The organism is Acetivibrio saccincola (genome assembly GCF_002844395.1).
GTDB lineage: Bacteria > Bacillota > Clostridia > Acetivibrionales > Acetivibrionaceae > Herbivorax > Herbivorax saccincola.
On sequence record NZ_CP025197.1, the window covers coordinates 3,439,433 to 3,457,601 of the forward strand.

Annotated in this window: 19 protein-coding genes; 1 reads left to right on the forward strand and 18 read right to left on the reverse strand. The window is 35.4% G+C overall.

Annotation, left to right across the window (positions count from 1 at the left end):
* Positions 1 to 79 precede the first annotated feature (79 nt).
* The 9 genes from gnd to HVS_RS15450 all read right to left on the reverse strand — a co-directional run bounded on the left by gnd (position 80) and on the right by HVS_RS15450 (position 5,222).
* The gene (gene gnd, locus HVS_RS15415; protein WP_101303731.1) at positions 80 to 976 is read right to left on the reverse strand and encodes a phosphogluconate dehydrogenase (NAD(+)-dependent, decarboxylating); all 897 of its coding nucleotides are present in this window, start codon (positions 974 to 976) and stop codon (positions 80 to 82) included.
* Between the two features lie 134 nt (positions 977 to 1,110).
* Positions 1,111 to 1,485, reverse strand: coding sequence for a hypothetical protein (locus HVS_RS15420; RefSeq protein WP_101303733.1), 375 nt, complete (start codon positions 1,483 to 1,485; stop codon positions 1,111 to 1,113).
* A gap of 124 nt (positions 1,486 to 1,609) precedes the next feature.
* Positions 1,610 to 1,897 (reverse strand): zinc ribbon domain-containing protein, encoded by a 288-nt coding sequence (locus HVS_RS15425; protein ID WP_101303735.1) that lies wholly within the window; start codon positions 1,895 to 1,897, stop codon positions 1,610 to 1,612.
* 247 nt (positions 1,898 to 2,144) lie between these two features.
* A complete protein-coding gene (locus tag HVS_RS17585; RefSeq protein WP_268876568.1) occupies positions 2,145 to 2,276 on the reverse strand; it encodes a hypothetical protein in 132 nt (43 codons plus the stop codon).
* Positions 2,277 to 2,305: 29 nt separating this feature from the next.
* Entirely contained in the window at positions 2,306 to 3,160 is an 855-nt protein-coding gene (locus HVS_RS15430; protein ID WP_101303737.1) for an HNH endonuclease signature motif containing protein, read from the reverse strand.
* A gap of 395 nt (positions 3,161 to 3,555) precedes the next feature.
* Positions 3,556 to 3,957, reverse strand: coding sequence for an arsenate reductase ArsC (locus tag HVS_RS15435; RefSeq protein WP_101303739.1), 402 nt, complete (start codon positions 3,955 to 3,957; stop codon positions 3,556 to 3,558).
* A 65-nt stretch (positions 3,958 to 4,022) separates the two neighbouring features.
* Complete coding sequence (locus HVS_RS15440) at positions 4,023 to 4,211, reverse strand: hypothetical protein (protein ID WP_101303741.1); 189 nt, start codon at positions 4,209 to 4,211, stop codon at positions 4,023 to 4,025.
* A 91-nt stretch (positions 4,212 to 4,302) separates the two neighbouring features.
* Positions 4,303 to 4,668: a hypothetical protein gene (locus tag HVS_RS15445; RefSeq protein WP_207654784.1), complete on the reverse strand. Its 366-nt coding sequence runs from the start codon at positions 4,666 to 4,668 to the stop codon at positions 4,303 to 4,305.
* Positions 4,669 to 4,760: 92 nt separating this feature from the next.
* Positions 4,761 to 5,222 (reverse strand): hypothetical protein, encoded by a 462-nt coding sequence (locus tag HVS_RS15450; RefSeq protein WP_101303743.1) that lies wholly within the window; start codon positions 5,220 to 5,222, stop codon positions 4,761 to 4,763.
* A 165-nt stretch (positions 5,223 to 5,387) separates the two neighbouring features.
* Between HVS_RS15450 and HVS_RS15455 the strand changes: the two genes are divergently transcribed.
* Positions 5,388 to 5,891: a transposase gene (locus tag HVS_RS15455; protein ID WP_101303745.1), complete on the forward strand. Its 504-nt coding sequence runs from the start codon at positions 5,388 to 5,390 to the stop codon at positions 5,889 to 5,891.
* A gap of 29 nt (positions 5,892 to 5,920) precedes the next feature.
* Here the strand turns inward: HVS_RS15455 and HVS_RS15460 are convergent, their stop codons facing one another.
* The 9 genes from HVS_RS15460 to HVS_RS15500 form a co-directional block, all read right to left on the reverse strand.
* Positions 5,921 to 6,646: a dockerin type I repeat-containing protein gene (locus HVS_RS15460; protein WP_159063471.1), complete on the reverse strand. Its 726-nt coding sequence runs from the start codon at positions 6,644 to 6,646 to the stop codon at positions 5,921 to 5,923.
* Positions 6,647 to 7,238: 592 nt separating this feature from the next.
* The gene (locus tag HVS_RS15465; protein WP_101303749.1) at positions 7,239 to 8,507 is read right to left on the reverse strand and encodes a dockerin type I domain-containing protein; all 1,269 of its coding nucleotides are present in this window, start codon (positions 8,505 to 8,507) and stop codon (positions 7,239 to 7,241) included.
* A gap of 159 nt (positions 8,508 to 8,666) precedes the next feature.
* Positions 8,667 to 9,491, reverse strand: coding sequence for an HAD family hydrolase (locus HVS_RS15470; RefSeq protein WP_101303751.1), 825 nt, complete (start codon positions 9,489 to 9,491; stop codon positions 8,667 to 8,669).
* 139 nt (positions 9,492 to 9,630) lie between these two features.
* The gene (locus tag HVS_RS15475; protein WP_101303752.1) at positions 9,631 to 9,978 is read right to left on the reverse strand and encodes a hypothetical protein; all 348 of its coding nucleotides are present in this window, start codon (positions 9,976 to 9,978) and stop codon (positions 9,631 to 9,633) included.
* Between the two features lie 212 nt (positions 9,979 to 10,190).
* Positions 10,191 to 10,610 carry a hypothetical protein gene (locus tag HVS_RS15480; protein ID WP_101303754.1) on the reverse strand — a complete coding sequence of 140 codons (420 nt, stop codon included), beginning with the start codon at positions 10,608 to 10,610 and terminating at the stop codon, positions 10,191 to 10,193.
* Between the two features lie 171 nt (positions 10,611 to 10,781).
* Positions 10,782 to 12,050, reverse strand: coding sequence for a UDP-N-acetylglucosamine 1-carboxyvinyltransferase (murA, locus tag HVS_RS15485; protein ID WP_101303756.1), 1,269 nt, complete (start codon positions 12,048 to 12,050; stop codon positions 10,782 to 10,784).
* A gap of 127 nt (positions 12,051 to 12,177) precedes the next feature.
* A complete protein-coding gene (locus HVS_RS15490; protein WP_159063472.1) occupies positions 12,178 to 12,945 on the reverse strand; it encodes a YwmB family TATA-box binding protein in 768 nt (255 codons plus the stop codon).
* A gap of 88 nt (positions 12,946 to 13,033) precedes the next feature.
* Positions 13,034 to 13,987 (reverse strand): S-layer homology domain-containing protein, encoded by a 954-nt coding sequence (locus HVS_RS15495; protein ID WP_101303760.1) that lies wholly within the window; start codon positions 13,985 to 13,987, stop codon positions 13,034 to 13,036.
* A 58-nt stretch (positions 13,988 to 14,045) separates the two neighbouring features.
* Positions 14,046 to 18,104 (reverse strand): fibronectin type III domain-containing protein, encoded by a 4,059-nt coding sequence (locus HVS_RS15500; RefSeq protein ID WP_101303762.1) that lies wholly within the window; start codon positions 18,102 to 18,104, stop codon positions 14,046 to 14,048.
* Between the last annotated feature and the right edge of the window lie 65 nt (positions 18,105 to 18,169).

Consider the following 18,169-nt stretch of genomic DNA (forward strand, 5'->3'; position numbering starts at 1 on the left):
TTATCCTTACCTACTGTCTTTGACATATTATTAATTTATTATTTTTGACTTATCATCTTGACCTACTGTCTTTGACATATTACTTCTTAGTTACTGAATGGCCTCCAAATTCATTTCTCAAACCTGCAACAATTTTGTTGGAAAAAGAATCTTCCGTTTCAGAGCTAAATCTTGTAAACTGGGAAAGAGCGGTTACAGGTGCCGGCACTCCAAGGTCCAGTGCCTCATGAAGAGCCCATATGGTCTCACCTGATGATTTAATTTTTCCTTTAATGGAGTCTAAAGAAGGTTCTTTTAAAAGAAGTTGATGTGTCAGCTCCATCAGCCAGCTTCTGATGACGGAACCGTGGTTCCAAACCCTTGATATATCCACCAGATCAAGTTCAAAGGGTGCTTTTTTTAAAATTTCAAAACCTTCCCCGATTGCCTGCATCATACCGTATTCAATGGCATTGTGAATCATTTTGACATAGTGGCCGGAACCTGTTTTGCCGGTGTGGATATACCCGTTATTAACAGAAATATCTTTTATTAAAGGTTCAATAATTTCAAACACTTCCTTTTCTGCACCAACCATGGCACATATTCCGTTTCTGGCTCCCTCCAGTCCGCCGCTTGTGCCTATATCCACAAAATCTATCCCTTTTTTTTGTAATAGTTCAAACCTTCTTAAAGTGTCTTTATAATGGGAGTTACCGCCGTCTATGACAATATCGCCTTTATTTAATAGGTCATAAAGACAGTTTACAGTCTCTTCTACGGCATCCCCTGCAGGAACCATAATCCATACAATTTTTCTCTCCGGCAGCAGGCTAACAAGCTGTTTTAAGTCTAAAGCTCCTTCTATCCCATGTTTCTGAATTTCCTTTACTGATTCAGAACATTTGTCATATGCAGCCACCTGGTGCCCTTTGTCTTTTATGTTTAATGCAAGGTTATATCCCATCTTTCCTATTCCAACCAAACCGATTTTCATTAAAACAGCACCTCCCTTTACAAATCTAATTACCCATTAGATTTGTAAATAAACATTTGAATAGTTTTAAACTTTAACTATTTTTAAATTAATTGGGCGTATAAACAACTTGCATAGAATACCAAAGCTAATAACTAACAAAGCTTAAAACGCCACCTGCTATTACAACTTTGTTTTTTGATGTTTTTAATGATAGGGCTGCATAAGCTATTCCTAGTATACTTAGTATTATAAGAGAAAAAGAAGGTATGTTTACAACTCCCATAAAAAGATCTGTCAAGCTTTTCATTTTCTAACGTCTCATTGTTTAATTTCTTTGCCGTAATAAATACATTACCAAACACCGATAAACCCACTGAAAAGCCAAATGAATTTAAAAAACTCTTTAAAATATTTATTTTATGATGTCCAATATTTGCAACAATTAATTCTAATAATAATCCTCCTAAAAATATGATTATAAAGGATTTTAATCCTAAAATTATTCTATTCTTTATTGTATTATTCACTCAATCCCCTCTTTGACATAATTCTGCAGTTTCTTGGTACTCACTATTAAAACTTCAATAATAAATAATATCTATAAAAAATAAATAATAACTACAAACCAACTGTTAAAAATGCCCAAATTTATTATCGTGAAAAAACATCAGCCGGAATAATGTGCCCACAATAAATACATGTTGAGGAGCCTTTCTTCATCTTCTTGTTGCATTTTGGACAAGCTACCGGAGGCTCCGGCTTTACCCTCCCATCTAATACCCCGTCTCTTAGGTCTATCTCCCTTACTTTTTTAACCAAATCTTCATCGGTAAGCCCGGTTTTCTCTTTTAAAAGTTCCCATATAGCCTCTGATATTATCATCTGTCTTTCAATAGGATCTCTCCCCGGATTTATTGCATTTTTCATAAAATCATCCATTGTTCCTAACCCCCTATATGTTTTATATTGCTAAAATAATTATATCACTAATCTGTTTAAAATACTTCTGTTTTTAGAAAAAAAGACCACATAAAACTAAACTGTGTAACCTAATTAATGTAGAAAGTTTAAGCTTATTAAGCAATTTTCTAAACATTACTTATAATCTGATAACAGCGTCTTTATATTGTCATCAGTAAAATCATACCGGTAACCCCTACCTTACCGTTTCGTTTATTAACTGCAGCTAAAAATCTTTTTCTGCAGCAGCTTTATGGTCAACAAAATAAAAAATAACCTGATTGTTGCCGGAATTGTAAGCCGATTCACTATAAATTATTTTATTGACGGTGTAACCTCTTTCAGTGAATTTTACCATTCCAACCCCATAATCTGCTGCACCGTTTTCTATAAATACCTGTTTAATACAATTCTTTCTTCTACTCCATTTTGGTAAACAAAAATCAATTTCCTCCTGTGAAAAGCAGGTTTTGCTATATGAATAATACGATGGTGATTAGGACAAACAATAAGCTGATTTTCAGCATTATTATTTAGAGATTCGACAAAAGGGTCTATATGGTGGGATTCTACAATATTAACTCCATATTTTACACTGATATTCTCTCCGCATATCTGACAGCGGTAATTATAAAGAAGTTTCAAGGTTTCCCCTATAGCCCTGTTAAGTTTACGGATTTTTACTATTTGGTTAACTTCATTAATGGCAGCATTAGGATCAACAATGTTGTAGTTTATGTCGGCTTCATATTTCTGCTCATCTTCACGGGCTATTGTTTCTTTTATTACTCTTGTATCATCCTGTGTAATGCATTCAAGAAGATACGTATCCGGATACTCTGTTGTATACATAATCAGGTATTCTTTTTGTTCTTCAGGTATTTTGATATATTTTCTGCGTGAATTTTCAGGCAAATTATTTCTTTGTTCTAATATATACCTGTAACTTGCAGCAAAAATTTCCTTAAGCCTTTCAGCAATCCCGCTTCGAGGATTATACCTTATTTGCAGGATATCCTTTCTGTTGGGATATTTTTTCTCATTAAATTTTTGGTTTACAAGCTCTGCTCTATAAGTTTTCCCTTCTAATACAAGATATATATCTGTGGACTTACCTCTTGGTAAAAATTTGTTTACAGCATTATGAAAAACTACCTGTATAGTTACAGGGATGGTTAACCCCTGATGCAGCAGCGACCAATCCACTTCTTTTTTGTACACATAATAGTTGTTATCAAGCATATTCCCATTCCCTTTATTGCTATTATTCTATTTTATATTATCACATATTTGTTTAATAATTGTATGCAAAATTCATTTTTGTTTGTCTGAAAGCCCTTAATACACGTAAATGCTATTAATAAATTGTAGTTTTGTAGTATATAAACTAGCTTATGTGCAACTTTCTCCTAAATACCATCTCTCTGAAACAACCCGACTGGCAGATCATGCAGTTAAAATGGCTCCGGTAAAATATAATTTGTAAAAGTCAAAGAATTTACAAAATATAAATATGAAAAATTGCCCCTATATACTCACAATGCTGACAAGTGTAAAAAGATACTTCCACAACTGTAAAATTTAAATAAAATAATTGTTGAAATAATTAAAAACAGAACATCAAACCCAGCATAAAATTATTTACACTCCCTCCTTACCATCTCAATTAAATCCTCTACTTTTTCTTTAATTACATCCCTTGTCCCCCTGTAATCCTCTATTGTTCCCCCTGACGGGTCACTAATCCCCCAATCTTCTCTATATCTGCACGGCACATGAGGACATTTTACATTACAGCCCATGGTTATTAATATATCTATTTCCGTCGGAATATCACTTAATAACTTCGGATAATGGCCGCTCATGTCCACCCCTGCTTCCTCCATTACCTTAATTGCCAAAGGTTTTACTTCAGGATAACTTTCAGTACCTGCTGAGTACACCTCAAATACTTCACTTCCTAATTTTTTAGCCCAACCTTCTGCCATTTGGGAACGGCAAGAGTTGTGAACACATACAAACGCAACCTTCTTTTTCATATGTTTTGTATTTTCCTCCCTATATTAACTACTAATTAAAGCAAGTTTTTGACCGTGAAATACTTTTATATTGAATGTACACCAAAAAATGCTACATAAGTATCAAAAGGTTCCCCATCCATCATTTCTAATATAGCATATTCAAACATTTTGTCTAATCCTAATTCCGGATTTTCTTTATACACCTCATAAATACCGTCAGGTATAATTTTCATCCAATCCGTAGGAAGAACGCCAGGAGTCCAAGGCTCCATTTCGACTCTATACCCATCTCTGCCTTGCAAATATTTAATTATTTCGTTTTTTTCAATAGCTTTAACAATAACTCCTTTTCCACCATTTCACTCACCTCCAATCAAAAGGATCGACTGTCCTGAATTCATCAGTATTTTGTTTTCTTAATTCTTCCTCACGTTTTAATCTTTCTTTATGTTTTAATAGTTCTTGTTCTCTAAACTTTCTATATCTCTCTTGCCTTCTTTTTTCAGATCGAAGATAATATAATAATGCTTCACATGCGTCACTTTCTTTGTCAAATGTATCAATTACATTATACCCTCCTCTTTCAAAAGACTGATATAACTGCCATTTTCCATCAACCAAACGTATTCCAAGTTCATTATGCCTCATAGGTCTATCACCTAAGTTATAATTGTAGAAAAAAGATTCCCAGCTCTCAACTTCTTTTCTGACTTTTTCCCTGTCTAGCATGTTCATGCCTCCTTACTTAAAATAATTCATTAATAAATCCTAAAGCTTCTAGAAATCTAAGTGGCAAAGGAAGCTACCATTGAGGGGCTGCTTCATCCTCCTTTTGCCCATTTAGCATTTCCAAATTCATCAACAAAGGATGAGCTCTTTATAACTAGTACATCCGGCAATACTACTCCATCGACTAATGCCTTCTCAAACAAAGTCGCTTTGGCGGTTACTTTATCGTAAACTGACATTGCACTGTCATCTATATTCTTTAACATTGACTTAATTTTTATATCATCCAGTCCGCTAAATGATAAACTTCTAATTGCATCAAGTGCATCATCCAGATGGGTTATCTCTTTAAGAGAATTGCCCATTTCAACAGCTTTAGCCACTTTCTCTGCCGATTCACGTCCGGTAATTCTGAAATTATCATAATCAGAGGGTTTAACACCAAAGTCATCAAGTTTCTTAATTAAATCCGGATCGATATTCTTGGAAATCGCCTCTATTGCATCATCCCCGCCCTCCGATATCACTTCTACTGTGTCATTCTTACAATCCAAATTCTTAAGCACCTTTAAAAAGTCCTTGGAATAATTGCATAAATCATCTCCAAGCCTAGCGTGAGTTTATCATAAAATTTAAATTTTTAAAACAATTCCTGCCGAAGCAATAGAAAGTGCAGAAGATGCCATATTGCAAAAAGAGGCAAGAATAAGCAAAAACGCATGGATCTTCGCCAAATCGGACTAGCTCTTGTTGTGACCAAAGACGATATGATTCCCCTGTTCCACCATTCCTATGAAGGGAACATGAACGATGCCAAAGTGTTCCGAAAAGTGATAGAGAAAATAAAGAACAGATTAGAAACAATTGGAGCAGACACAAAGAACCATACTATTGTTTTTGACCGTGGAAACAACTCAAAAAAGAATATAGAATTAGTAGAATCCCTTGGTATGAAATATGTAGGGGCTCTGATGCCCTTCCATCACAAAAGCTTGGTAGAGGAGGCATCCACAAGACTTGAGGAAACCGAGGTCAACAGAAAGACCATTATGGCTTATCGCACCTTTAAAAACATATGGGGTCGGGACATGACTGTTGTTGTCACTATTTCAGACAAGCTCAAGGAGGGACAAATTCGTGGGATACACACTTTATTGGCAAGCTGTGATGCAGCGATAAGCAAGATTAACCGGATACTTTCAAATCCCAACAGCTTAATCTAATAATTCCTGCTTTTAAATGAGGTCTGTGATCATATGAGGTAATCATTTTTTACATATAGCTTACCGCTTTCCACATTGACTATTCCACCGGACTGGATGAAATCTCCATTAATAATTAAATTACCTTCACCTAAATTAATTTCTCCTGAATTTTGTTTAAGTGTTCCATTCACTGTTAGAGTAAACCCATTTAAATATATTGTATTGTCACCTAATTCATAATCTTTATCAATTACAATATCTTCTTCCAAAACAAAATCTATAACCACACGCAATGGAGCACTTTTACCTGAGTGTCTGCCATTTTTATCAAATGCCTCTACAGTAAATATATTCTCTGAGAATATTTCCAATCCCTCAACTGTATAGCTTGTATCAGTAGTCGTGCCAACAAGTTCATTGTTATTATATATTTTATATCCTTCTATATCTACATCACTAATAGACTCTGTCCAGGATATAGTTGCTGAAGAATTAGTAGTTTTAATTAACTGGAGATTTGTAGGTTTTGATGGTCCAATAATATTTTCAACTGGAAACGCATCAATAATACCTAATATTTTTCTTGTAAATAGAGATGCATCTAAACTACTTATTCTGTCATCCCCGTTAACATCTGCATTTATTTTAGCTTCACTGTATGAAAAATCATTAATTATTTCTAGAATGTATCTTTGGAGCAAAACATAATCACTGGTATTAAACATTCCATCTCCGTTTAAATCCCCATACATCCTTTCAGATTGAGTCGTCACACTAGATGCTTTGTAAATAGCATCTGTCGTTTTAGAACTATTTTTTTTAAAATTATTTTTTGGATTATCAACATCTTTTGAATTGTTATTTTCTTTATATTCAAATCTTTCTTCTATTCTTTCCTCTACTTCTAATTTGCCTTCTAATGTCGATATTTCATTAACTTGAGTATCTTACTCATATTCTCCATCACTTAACGATACATACCCAGCTTGTACTTTAAAATTTAAAGTGCATAAAATCACTAAAATGATACAAAAAAATAACTTCTTCATTTGTTACTCCCCCCTTATATTTTTTTGTAATAATTACAAGCATTTTTAAAATATTTTACAACAGTTTTTAACTAAATGTAACATATAGTTACTATTTTTATAAATATAATTCACATTAACACTATATTTTAATTTTAAATAAAGTTGGCAGCTATCTCTTTTTTTAGATAACTGCCAACTCTCACAGGTTAAAACTAACCAATGCTTTTCATTAACAAAACATAGAATTATACATCATTATTTGTATTTAAGATTATAATCTAAGATTACAACTTTAATTTAGCCTACAACTTAAACTTACAAATTACACTAAAAACTACTCAACAGGAAACCCGTTTATAATTCCTAAAATATACCGCATAAGCAATTGGTAATCAACTGTATCTATCCTTCCGTCACCATTTAAATCCGCCGCTTTAATATCTGAAATTTCTTTTATCTCTAAAATATGCCTTGACATTACCGCTAAATCCATTGAGTTTATTTCCCCGTCATCATTTAAATCCCCATATATATAATCTTCTTCCTTTTCATCAATGGCATCAAGCAGGCTGAAAAATTCAACAGTGTAATTAATCTCGGCAGGTATGCTGGTATAAAGCTTACCGTCTATTATTTCAGGTTCAATATACTCCTTTATCCCTTTAATGCTTACATCAAATACATCATTTTTATTATACCCGCCAACATCTTTAGGTCTAAAGATAATACATTTCCTCATTCCATAATTCTCATCATTTACATTAAAAAGCCCGTATTTTTCAGTATTATCTCTGCTATTATTAAAAACCCATACTTTATTGTCACTTCTTCTTGTAAGGGTTACTTCAATATCATCTAAAGATGAAAGCCCATAATCCCCTCCAAGGTTAACTGACCAAGGGGTATCCTCATCAAAAAACTCTAAAGGCATATAATTTCTTGCAGGCCATGATATAAAATCAAAATGAATGGCCGGTCTTCTGCTTATATCAAATGTATATGTAGAATGAAAAATACCGCACTGACCAAATCCTATTTGCTGCATACCCGGATTTAATATCCATCTGCGGTGTCCCACTGTATTGATATTTGACTCACCTATAGAATCATGCATATATCCTATTATGCTGTCCATAATAGATGGATAACCAAAAGCAATATTAGCCCTTGAAGTTCCAATGTATGCAAGTTCATAAAATTCTTCCGGCATGTCAGCAGGTTTTTCCGGAAAATGAGTTAAGCCTTTTAAGCTTGCAAGTATTACCGCCCCGTGCTGGGCATAATTGTTGTATTCTTCATTTAAAGTAATATCAGCAGGAAGCCCCACCAGATAGCGCATAAAATTCACGCAGTTTAATGCTTCCTCTAAGTACTGGTTTTTTAATTTCCCTGCAACATATGGTGCTTCTGCCTTTGGCTCAATTTCATACCCGTCAAAAACAGCTACATTAAAGCGGAACGGGTTTTCTTGATATTTTTCAACTATATCACCAATGGTCCTGTCCTCTAGCATACTTTCTTTAGCATTTAAATAAACTGCATTAAAAAAAAGCATTGTGATTAAAACTACAAATAAAGATATCCTCTTTATTTTAGTTTTCACTATTATACCCCCCTTTTTTCTTCCATATAAAATACTTCTCTTTGAATTTTATCATAACCTGTAATTAAATTCAATATAACCAAAGTATTAACTAGGGGACTAACTAAGGTACTAACTAAAGCACTATACCCTATGGTAAGAATTAAATTTTAAAACATATCACACATTTTTAATCAAGTACTCAACCATATCCTTAAACCCTTCCGGATGCGGTGTTGTCACATAATCAGCCGCTTTTTTTACACTGTCCACGGCATTTCCCATTGCAATGCCAAAACCTGCATATTCAATCATGTCTATATCATTTTGCGCATCCCCAATGGCTATGGTGTTTTTTATATCAATACCCGTTAATTCCACATACCTTTTCATAGCCTGTCCCTTTGATGAACCATGTACCATAACATCTAAATAAGTTTTTGCAGATTGTACCACATCAATACCTTCTATTTCACTTAACATCTGCCTTCCTCTTTCCATTGCCTCTACTTTGTTGTCAAATAAAAGAAATATCTTTAAGAAAAAACAATCATCTTTAAATACTTCCTCTAAAGAGTTTATTTTTAAATAATTTGCCTGCAAATGCTTTGGTAGGTGAGGATTAATATATGGAAGCTTGTAGGACTTTGGAGGCATTTTTTCAAAAAGTATATCGTTTTTCTCATAAACCACCCACTCTACCCCAAGTTCCCTTGCTATTTCTATAGCTCTTTTTATAACATCTTTAGACAAGGGGTTTGCATATAGAACTTCCTTTGTGTTTAAATCCTTAATTATCCCTCCATTACAAGCTATAACAGGGGTTTTTAGTCCCAGCTTATAATGTATGCTTTTCATCATATCAGGATGCCTTCCGGATGCCAAAACCACATTTATTTTTTTATCCAATAACTTTCTCACTGACTTTATAATATCTTCAGTTACATCACCGCTGTGTTCCACCAATGTCCCGTCTAAGTCGGTAAATAATGTTTTTACGTCCATGTTTTAATCATCCTTACTATCTATATTTATCTTACTATTAATATTTATCCTGCATATTTTATATTAAACATATTTTATAATAAACACATTTAATATTAAACTATTAAAGAATAAAAAACAATACAAAGAAAAAAAGCATTTATTCTGAGTCTTTATTTTCCCTATCACCCAAAATCATATCATTGTAAATCTTGTACCATTTTTGCACGCCATTTTCCAGCCTGTAATAGTGAAATATATATGGAATCAGCAATACAAGCATCAAACCTGCCAAAGATGAAAGCACTAGTTTTTCATAAACCACTGCAAATAAAACAGAAATAAAAAAAATCAACCCAAAAAACAAAGTAACCAAAAGGTGGATTAACCTCTCATGCTGGATTATCCCTATTTGCTCTTTATTATATTTTTTTAAAAAATCAATATCTCGCCGCTCTTTTAAAAGTTCTGAAATAAGCTTTTCGTGCCTTTTCATATATTTATTCATATTAAGCCCCCTCCTTTTAAAATAACTGCAAGTATTTTTCGAAAATTTCCTTCTTTAAAACCCAATCCCAATAAAAAGAATAACACTGCGCCTTAATTTATTCAAATATTTTAAGAGCCAGGGAAAAATTTCCCCGGCTCTTAATTAATCTTATATTTGCTGTTATTTTAATTTATCTCAGTAAGTTTATCAGTTCAGTAAGTTCAGTCAGTTCAGTCATTTTCCATTAGCCATTTTAATGCTAAATCAACATCATCAAATATTTCCACCGTTACGTTTCTTTCTTTATAATATTCGATAATGGATCTCATAGTGAGCTTTCCTGCCATTAAATCCGGCATCACCACCGCCCAGTATTTCCAGCCGGCTTTAATCATAATTGGCTTCCAGTTTTCTTTTCCCCAATCCACGTCCACCTTTCTAAGGGCTGAACTATTTTTATTGTCAGAGAGCCATTTTTTACAGTTTTTCTTTTCAAAATATTCAGCCCCCGTAAGCATTACTTCTTTGAATTTATCCCCCATTATGAATTTATGAATTTTATGGTGAATTATCCCGTAATCCGGATAATACCATAGTGTTGCTGCATCATTTTCTAACAGTGTTTCCCTCTTTATTGTATCATTCGTCATTATTTTTGCACCTCACATTTTATAGTTTCAGTGTATATATCGGCAAAATTCTGAAAAAACACAGTACATATCATTCTCATTTAAAAAACACTTTTTAAATAAGACTTTAAAATTTGCCTTTAAAATACACTTTTAAATATGCTTTTAGAATACACTGAAACTAAGTATGTATTACTCTTCCTCATCTTCAACTCTTTCAATATTAGCACCTAGTGCCCTAAGCTTCTCATGTATTTTTACATATCCTCTTTCAATGTGCTCAATATCAGTAATCTCAGTGGTGCCTTCCGCAATCATACCTGCAAGGATAAGAGCTGCCCCTGCCCTTAAATCCGTTGCTTTAACTTTTGCACCTGTCAAAGGACTTCCTTCTATAATTGCACTTCTGCCTTCAATTTTAACGTTAGCTCCCATTCTCTTTAATTCCGCTAAGTGCATAAATCTATTTTCAAAAATAGTCTCTATAATCATGCTTGTGCCTTTAGCCTTAGTCATTAAAGATGTCATTTGTGGCTGCATATCTGTTGGAAAACCTGGATACGGGTGGGTTTTTATATCTATAGGATTTATGTTGTCCCCAGCCTTAACATGAATACTTGACAGTTCTTCTGAAATTTCAACGCCGACCTCCCTAAGCTTTGCAGTTATAGGCTTTACGTGATCAGGTACGATATTTTCAATTAATACATCCCCGCCTGTTATTGCTGCAGCTGTCATAAACGTACCTGCTTCAATCCTGTCAGGTATGGCTGTGTGGGTTGTTCCCCCCAGTGATTTTACACCGTTTATTTTTATTGTATCAGTTCCTGCACCCTTTATATCTGCCCCTATGGATGTAAGGTAAGTGGCAAGGTCAACTATCTCCGGCTCAATGGCTGCATTTTCAATAATGGTTTGCCCTTCCGCCAAAACAGCTGCCATCATAATGTTTTCAGTAGCTCCAACACTTGGGAAGTCTAAATATATCTTGCTTCCTTTAAGCTTCCCGTTTACTTTTGCCTCAATAAACCCATGTTCCTGGTTGATTTCCGCTCCCATTGCGGCAAAACCCTTAAGGTGAAGATCAACAGGTCTGGTTCCTATGGCACAACCTCCCGGAAGGGATATTTTTGCCACACCTGTCCTTGCAAGTAAAGGTCCCATAACCAGAATTGACGCCCTCATTTTATTTACCAATTCATATGGTGCAGTTGTATTTGTTATATTGCTGCATTTTATGCGGAGTTTATTTTTATCGTCAAAAAACTCAACATCTACGCCGAAACATTTTAGTAAATCAGCCATAACTTTTACATCTGTAAGATAAGGTATTTCCTCTAAAATGCTTTCCTTATCCCCTAAAATTGATGCAGCTATAATGGGCAGTACAGAGTTTTTGGCACTGCTTACTCGTACAACCCCTTTTAAAGGTTTTCCTTCAGATACAATTATTTTTGGCACATCAATTCTTCCTTTCGTGTTTTATTATATTTTTTCTTTAGTATGCATTTCTTTAATCTCATGGCTCAATCACCTACAACTTTTTATTTTTCATAAAAGTTGTAATTAAACTGTAGCCTCCCGGTCGTCAATATTCAACCGTTATCACAGGTGATGCAAGCCATATATATGTTTTGTCTTCATAAGAGTTATATCTTATTGCTAAATTTAAGTTAATCTTTTTACCATCTACATTTATTGAGTCACCAATTGCCGGAGAATAGGCGGAAACGCTTATTAAATTTCTGTCTGCAATGCCGTTTACCTTACTTGCATTAGAGTCTTTGAATATGTTTTTACTTATGGCGTTAAGGGCTTTGTAATCCAGCTTCCCGTCAAAGTATCCCGTTATGCAAGTACTTACTACAGGCTCTAAATTGTATTTTCTAAAGCTGTCTTTAATGTTTTCTATTACCCCCTCTAGTTCACAGTTTTCAAAATCAGTGGATACACATACTGAAACATAGGTTTCTTTTGAACCGGAATTTTCCCCGCCGGTCTGTGCAGTAATATTTATTTTGTTTCCATCCCAAGTTACTCCTATTATTTCTATTTTGCTGACAAAGTTGTTGTTGATGTAATTTTTTGAGTACAAATCATTTTGGATAATTCCAAAATCAGTTTCAAACTCCTCTGCCATTTTTTTTAAACTGCTAAAATCTCCAAACCAACTTCCCCCCCGGCTCCATATATAAACTTCACTGTTTAAATGCTCCGCCCCTGAGGAGTTAAAAGCTTCTTTCAGTATAGAAAAAGTAGAACCTTCTATATGATAAAACTTAATATATACAATTGTAAATAGTATTGTCATTATTAAAATCAAAAAATATATATTTTTAGCAATGGCCTTTTTCACGTATATCCCCCTTTTTACCATTTAACCGGTTGTCATAGTTAAATTATTGCCCTTTATTCACAGGGATATACGTCCAATATTTTTTACATCAATATGTAGAAAGTGCCCTGCTTATCATAATAGCACAATCTCCTCTTGTTATAAATCTTTCTTCGTCAAAATCATTATATATCCGGTCAGTAACTTTAAGAATTCCGGAGTCAAACATTTTTTTAACCTGATTACTGTACCACTTGTCTTTTTTTAACTTGGAATACATTCCGTTTTTTGATGTTTTAAAATTAAATGCCCTAGTTATTATGGAGCTGGCCTCCGCCAGTGTTATAAAATTATCAGGTCTTATTGTATTGTCCTGGTAGCCGGATATAAAATTGTTTTCTGCTGCAATTAATATAATATCCTTTGCCCAATGGTTATTTATATCAGAAAAAGTATATGCATTTTCCGTCCTTCTTTTCAGCTTCAGGGAGTTAACCAAAAGAGCCATAAACTCAGCCCTGGTTATAAAGCTATCAGGTGCAAATGTCCCATCACCCCTGCCGTTTACAATTCCGGCATCGTATAAATGCATAATATATTCTTCTGCTTCAATACCTTTTATATCACTAAATGGCAGCCAATTTCTATTGTTTACATTTATTAATCTCACCTTTACAGGTGGTATCGCATTTATCAAGTTGTAGCGTAAATAGGCTTTTTGAGGCATATTCTCTCCTGTTTCATAACCTACATGCAAAGTTTTTCCATTAACAAGGTAAAAGTAAACAATGCCTATTCCTTCTGATGCCTTCTCGTCTCTTTGGCTAATCTCAATTAAAATTTGAGACTCATTTATTTCCTCTATATTATAAACAGCTCCGCCGTTTTTTACACCGCCGTTTATATCTCCGCTGTTTTTTAAAGTTTCATCATGTAAAGTTTCACTATTATGTGCAGCAGTATATACGGTATCACTGTTATTTGCAGCCGCGCCTACATTTACAACTTGCAGGCTGGCAAATATTAAACATATTATGTATACTTTCACCTTATTTATATTCATTATTATGTCCCCCAACTCCTTCTTTTTTACTAATGTAATTTTTTCTTACTAATTTGCATTAATAAAGTTCTCCTGTATATACCAAAAGCTTTTCTAAAAGCCACACAACTTCTCCTCTTGTGATTTCACTTCCGCCCTCTGCAATTCTTCCGTTTTCCCTTACTAAAACCATACCGTTTTCCTTAATAAATTCTTGTCTTTCTTTATGTCCTAAAACCTCACCGGTTTTTAATTCATAAACTTTTATCATCATTTCATATACTTCATCTACAGTGCAGTTTCTTACCTGTCTTGAAACTTCCCGGTTTTCTATAAGACCTGCCTTTGCAGCTTCAAGCATATAGTTATTGCTGTATTGATATCCTAAAATATCAAACATGATTTTTACGGTATCACCTAATGTAGCATACAAATCAGGCTTAAATAACCTACCTTCAATGCTTTTTAGCTGATATACCGATGCCACGTTGTTTATGGCTGTTTCAAACCTGTGGTAGTAAATGTCGTCAAAAAAGTCTTTTGCCGGCTCAGCAATTGCTATATCCCCAAGTTTTTTGGTCTCTATAAAAACCTCTCCCTTTCTCCTATCCCCGTTATAAGAGGCAGAAGTATTGAGTTTTTGCCAAAGAGAGGTGTTTTTATCATACACATAACCAAAAGTCTTCCCATTTGCATACCAGCTGCTATCACTGTACTCCACCGAAAATTTCAGAGGTTTTAAAAGATTATCAAATGTAGTAATATATCCTAAGTCCCTTATTCCAACTTCTATATTGCAAACTTCCTTTTTAAAGTTCATGTTTTCTACATCTGTTTTAAAATTCTCCGGAAGTGAAATTACAATTTCATAATCAATCCTTCTTTTGCCTCCTGCCAAAGGGTTGCTGTCTTCAGTTGTAACGGTGCCGGGTCTTATTATTATGGAACTTTCCTTTGTTGCAATAATAAGATTTTTCTTAAGCCTGGTAAATCCCATAAAAACCCTGTCAGACACAAGCATTCTTATTTTTTTGTATTTACCCGGGGGGTTTGTAAGGTCAATTTTGTAGTCCGGATTTTTATCCTTAATAACACTTTCCAATAGCCTGTCTGCATTAACACCTGTAATTCTTACATTCCATACCCCGTCTGTTATTTTTTCATCTTTTTCAACAAAATCCCCCGTTATTGCATCATCTATATCCTGACCGGAGTCATAATCCTCTGAGCTTGATTTTGTCCTTACAGTTACACTATAAGTGGGTTCAGACCTTAAACCCTTTTCCCTGTCATATGCATAAAGTCTGGCATAATACCTGTGATTTGAAAGAAGCCCCTCCACGGTATACTCAGAAACTTCTCCCACATTGTATTCCACTGCTTCTTTATAATCATAATACCGGGATATCTCAATTATATATTCTAAACCTTCTTCCATCATCCATTCATAAGTTATGCTGTTTAAAGTAATGGCATCAAGGCTGTTTTTTATCCCAAATCCCACAGGAGTATCCGGTGGAATGTACTTTAAAGTTCTGACTGAATATGAGTCACTCCACAAAGACCTTTTTGTTTCACCTGATTCATTTACCGATTCTGCCTGTATCCAGAAATAGTACAGCGTATCTGGGGATAGTCCTCCCACCCTGTAGTATATGGATTCGTATAAGTCTTCAGGTGTTATTTGGATTTCCTGCCCTGCTGAATTAATATTGTCCTCTGTCCCGTATTTAATGTAGTAGTTATATGTAGGTACATATTCCCAGCCTAAGTCTACATACGTATCACTTGCAAGGCTGTAGTTAAATGCAGGTACAACAGGCTGTTCAACAGGAGGGTCTATTACAGGATTGGTGGTTATTATTAAAGGCTCTGACGGTCCTGAAGAAAGCCCCACGCTTTTTCTTGTAGCCCTTACCCATATTACATAAGTGGTATTTGGTTTAAGACCTGTTACAACAATATCAATATTGTGCTTCTTTTTGTCAGGGTTTAAGTTTGGATTTTCCATATCATCATTGGGATCTGTGGGAAAATCCGTTATTTTATCTGCCGGTATTGTGGCTAAAATGTCGTAAGACATTCCTTCAACAAATTCTATACACCCAACATCAATGGTAACTCCGGGATCGTATGAAACTATCCTGTATTCCTCCGGTTCTTCACTTTCTCCGTCCGGGTCTCCTCCGTCTGGGTCTCCTCCGTCAGGTTCTCCTCCGTCCGGGTCTCCTCCGTCCGGGTCTCCTCCGTCTGGGTCTCCTCCGTCAGGTTCTCCTCCGTCCGGGTCTTCTCCGTCTGGGTCTTCTCCGTCTGGGTCTCCTCCGTCCGGGTCTCCTCCGTCCGGGTCTCCTCCGTCTGGGTCTCCTCCGTCCGGGTCTCCTCCGCCCGGCTCTTCTTCCTCCGGCTCTTCTTCTCCGGCTGTTGGATTGGTTTTTTCAAAATATTCCTCAGCACTTATATATTCCCACTTGCCCGTTTCATGGTTGTATTTCTCATACCATAAGTTTTTAAGCTGGATTACCACCGAGTCGTGGGTAATCATATTATTGCCCTTTGCATCTTTTTTTACCCTAAGAGGCGGTCTTCCAGGCACCAGCGGCTGCTCATCCGGACCTTCCGGAGGCGTTATTATAATTTTATAAGCAGGATCTGAATTATAAGTTACCAATTGAAGTACATCGTTTACATATTCAATATACTGTTTTTTGGCAACTATTTTAAGATAATAAGTGGAATTAGGAGTCAAACCTGTAATAGAAAATTTATACCCAATTAAATTATTCCCGTCAAATACAAAGTTCCCGCTTCCCATATTTGCATCCGATGCAATCTTAGTATGGGGCGGTGGATTATCAACGGTATTTGGATCATCAACAAGCCAGATGTCATATAAAACATCTGTATCAATTTCCCCATCTGCTTTAGCAGGTGCCCTCCACAAAATTGTAGCACTGCGGGGTTCTAATTCATCCTGGTAGCTTATAATAACTTCCCCGTCAAAACGTTTAAACGAATCCACAAGTTCAGGTGATGCAGGTCTTGAAGGCACTTCTGACTCTTTCAGGAAGACTTCCTGGGACTCAATTCTAATGCCTTTATAGACATCCTGCCCATTCCTGGTCACTATTGCCCTGATTATAAAGTAATGCTGTATATCATCATATGGGATGGTAACAAAAAACTCTGTTCCGTTAACCTCTGACATGTACTGGGGCAACTCATTTGAATCAGCATTTCCTCGGTATATATGATATGTAATATCTATATCCCCGTCACCTAAACCTGTAACCACAGGAGTCCATTCCAATTTCCACACGGTACCCTCCGGTGTGGAAGACATTTTTGTGGTTTTTACCAGTATAAAACTGCTCACCGCAATGGTTTTGGTGTACTGGTTTCTCTTTATTTCCTCATCTGTAATATCAGGTTCAATCCTTACATAATACACCCTTCCCGGGTCCCTTACATTGTGTATATACTCAAGCTTCCCCGTAGATTCATTGACGGACACCGCTTTTCCTTCCCCTATCTGGTCTTTCCTTATAAATATAGGAGGAGTATTGGCAAAAGTTTCGTTTTCCGATACATACAGCTTGTAACCTATTCTCCCGTCAGAATCCCAGACATCGTCCCACTCTATTTTAATTTGATTTGTTCCTAGTGCATATGCATTTAACTCTATATCCGTCAGTACTTTTACTATATTTGAACGGCCGGATTCAGTACTGTAAAGAATATTTCCGCCTTCGTTATAGTAGGTATAGTATGACGTTGCGTCAATATGATAAATTGTACCTGAATCTAATTCCCTCAACCTGTGCTTATACGCACCTGAGGTAACCGGAATACTTCCTTCTTTTAACGTCCTTGCTCCCCCCGGACTATAAGATTTCGGAATCTTTCTGGTGTAAAAGTTTACATATTTACCTACAGCCTCTCCGGGAAAAGTTAAATTCCAGGCAAAATCAACATAATACCTGTCATATTCATTATAGCCGATAGCAGGCTGATCATCATTTATTGCTTCAACTCTCAATTCCGTTGGAGGATTTGCACTGTTGGACGCAAATCCAATTTCCGGTTGAATAACCATACTTAATATAATGATTATTGGAATAAGCTTCTTTGCTGCATTCATAACATTATCCCCTGCCCTTCGCCGGTTTTTATGTAAAATTTTGCTACATACCTTATCTGCATACT

What these genes read in the sequence shown, in the direction of transcription:
- gnd (WP_101303731.1), bottom strand. Translation starts at nt 976, where the DNA reads ATGAAAATCGGTTTGGTTGGAATAGGAAAGATGGGATATAACCTTGCA.
- HVS_RS15455 (WP_101303745.1), top strand. Translation starts at nt 5,388, where the DNA reads ATGGATCTTCGCCAAATCGGACTAGCTCTTGTTGTGACCAAAGACGAT.
- HVS_RS17585 (WP_268876568.1), bottom strand. Translation starts at nt 2,276, where the DNA reads ATGGTAAAATTCACTGAAAGAGGTTACACCGTCAATAAAATAATTTAT.
- HVS_RS15495 (WP_101303760.1), bottom strand. Translation starts at nt 13,987, where the DNA reads ATGAATATAAATAAGGTGAAAGTATACATAATATGTTTAATATTTGCC.
- HVS_RS15480 (WP_101303754.1), bottom strand. Translation starts at nt 10,610, where the DNA reads ATGACGAATGATACAATAAAGAGGGAAACACTGTTAGAAAATGATGCA.
- HVS_RS15470 (WP_101303751.1), bottom strand. Translation starts at nt 9,491, where the DNA reads ATGGACGTAAAAACATTATTTACCGACTTAGACGGGACATTGGTGGAA.
- HVS_RS15500 (WP_101303762.1), bottom strand. Translation starts at nt 18,104, where the DNA reads ATGAATGCAGCAAAGAAGCTTATTCCAATAATCATTATATTAAGTATG.
- HVS_RS15440 (WP_101303741.1), bottom strand. Translation starts at nt 4,211, where the DNA reads ATGGAGCCTTGGACTCCTGGCGTTCTTCCTACGGATTGGATGAAAATT.
- HVS_RS15430 (WP_101303737.1), bottom strand. Translation starts at nt 3,160, where the DNA reads ATGCTTGATAACAACTATTATGTGTACAAAAAAGAAGTGGATTGGTCG.
- HVS_RS15475 (WP_101303752.1), bottom strand. Translation starts at nt 9,978, where the DNA reads ATGAATAAATATATGAAAAGGCACGAAAAGCTTATTTCAGAACTTTTA.
- HVS_RS15425 (WP_101303735.1), bottom strand. Translation starts at nt 1,897, where the DNA reads ATGGATGATTTTATGAAAAATGCAATAAATCCGGGGAGAGATCCTATT.
- HVS_RS15445 (WP_207654784.1), bottom strand. Translation starts at nt 4,668, where the DNA reads ATGCTAGACAGGGAAAAAGTCAGAAAAGAAGTTGAGAGCTGGGAATCT.
- HVS_RS15435 (WP_101303739.1), bottom strand. Translation starts at nt 3,957, where the DNA reads ATGAAAAAGAAGGTTGCGTTTGTATGTGTTCACAACTCTTGCCGTTCC.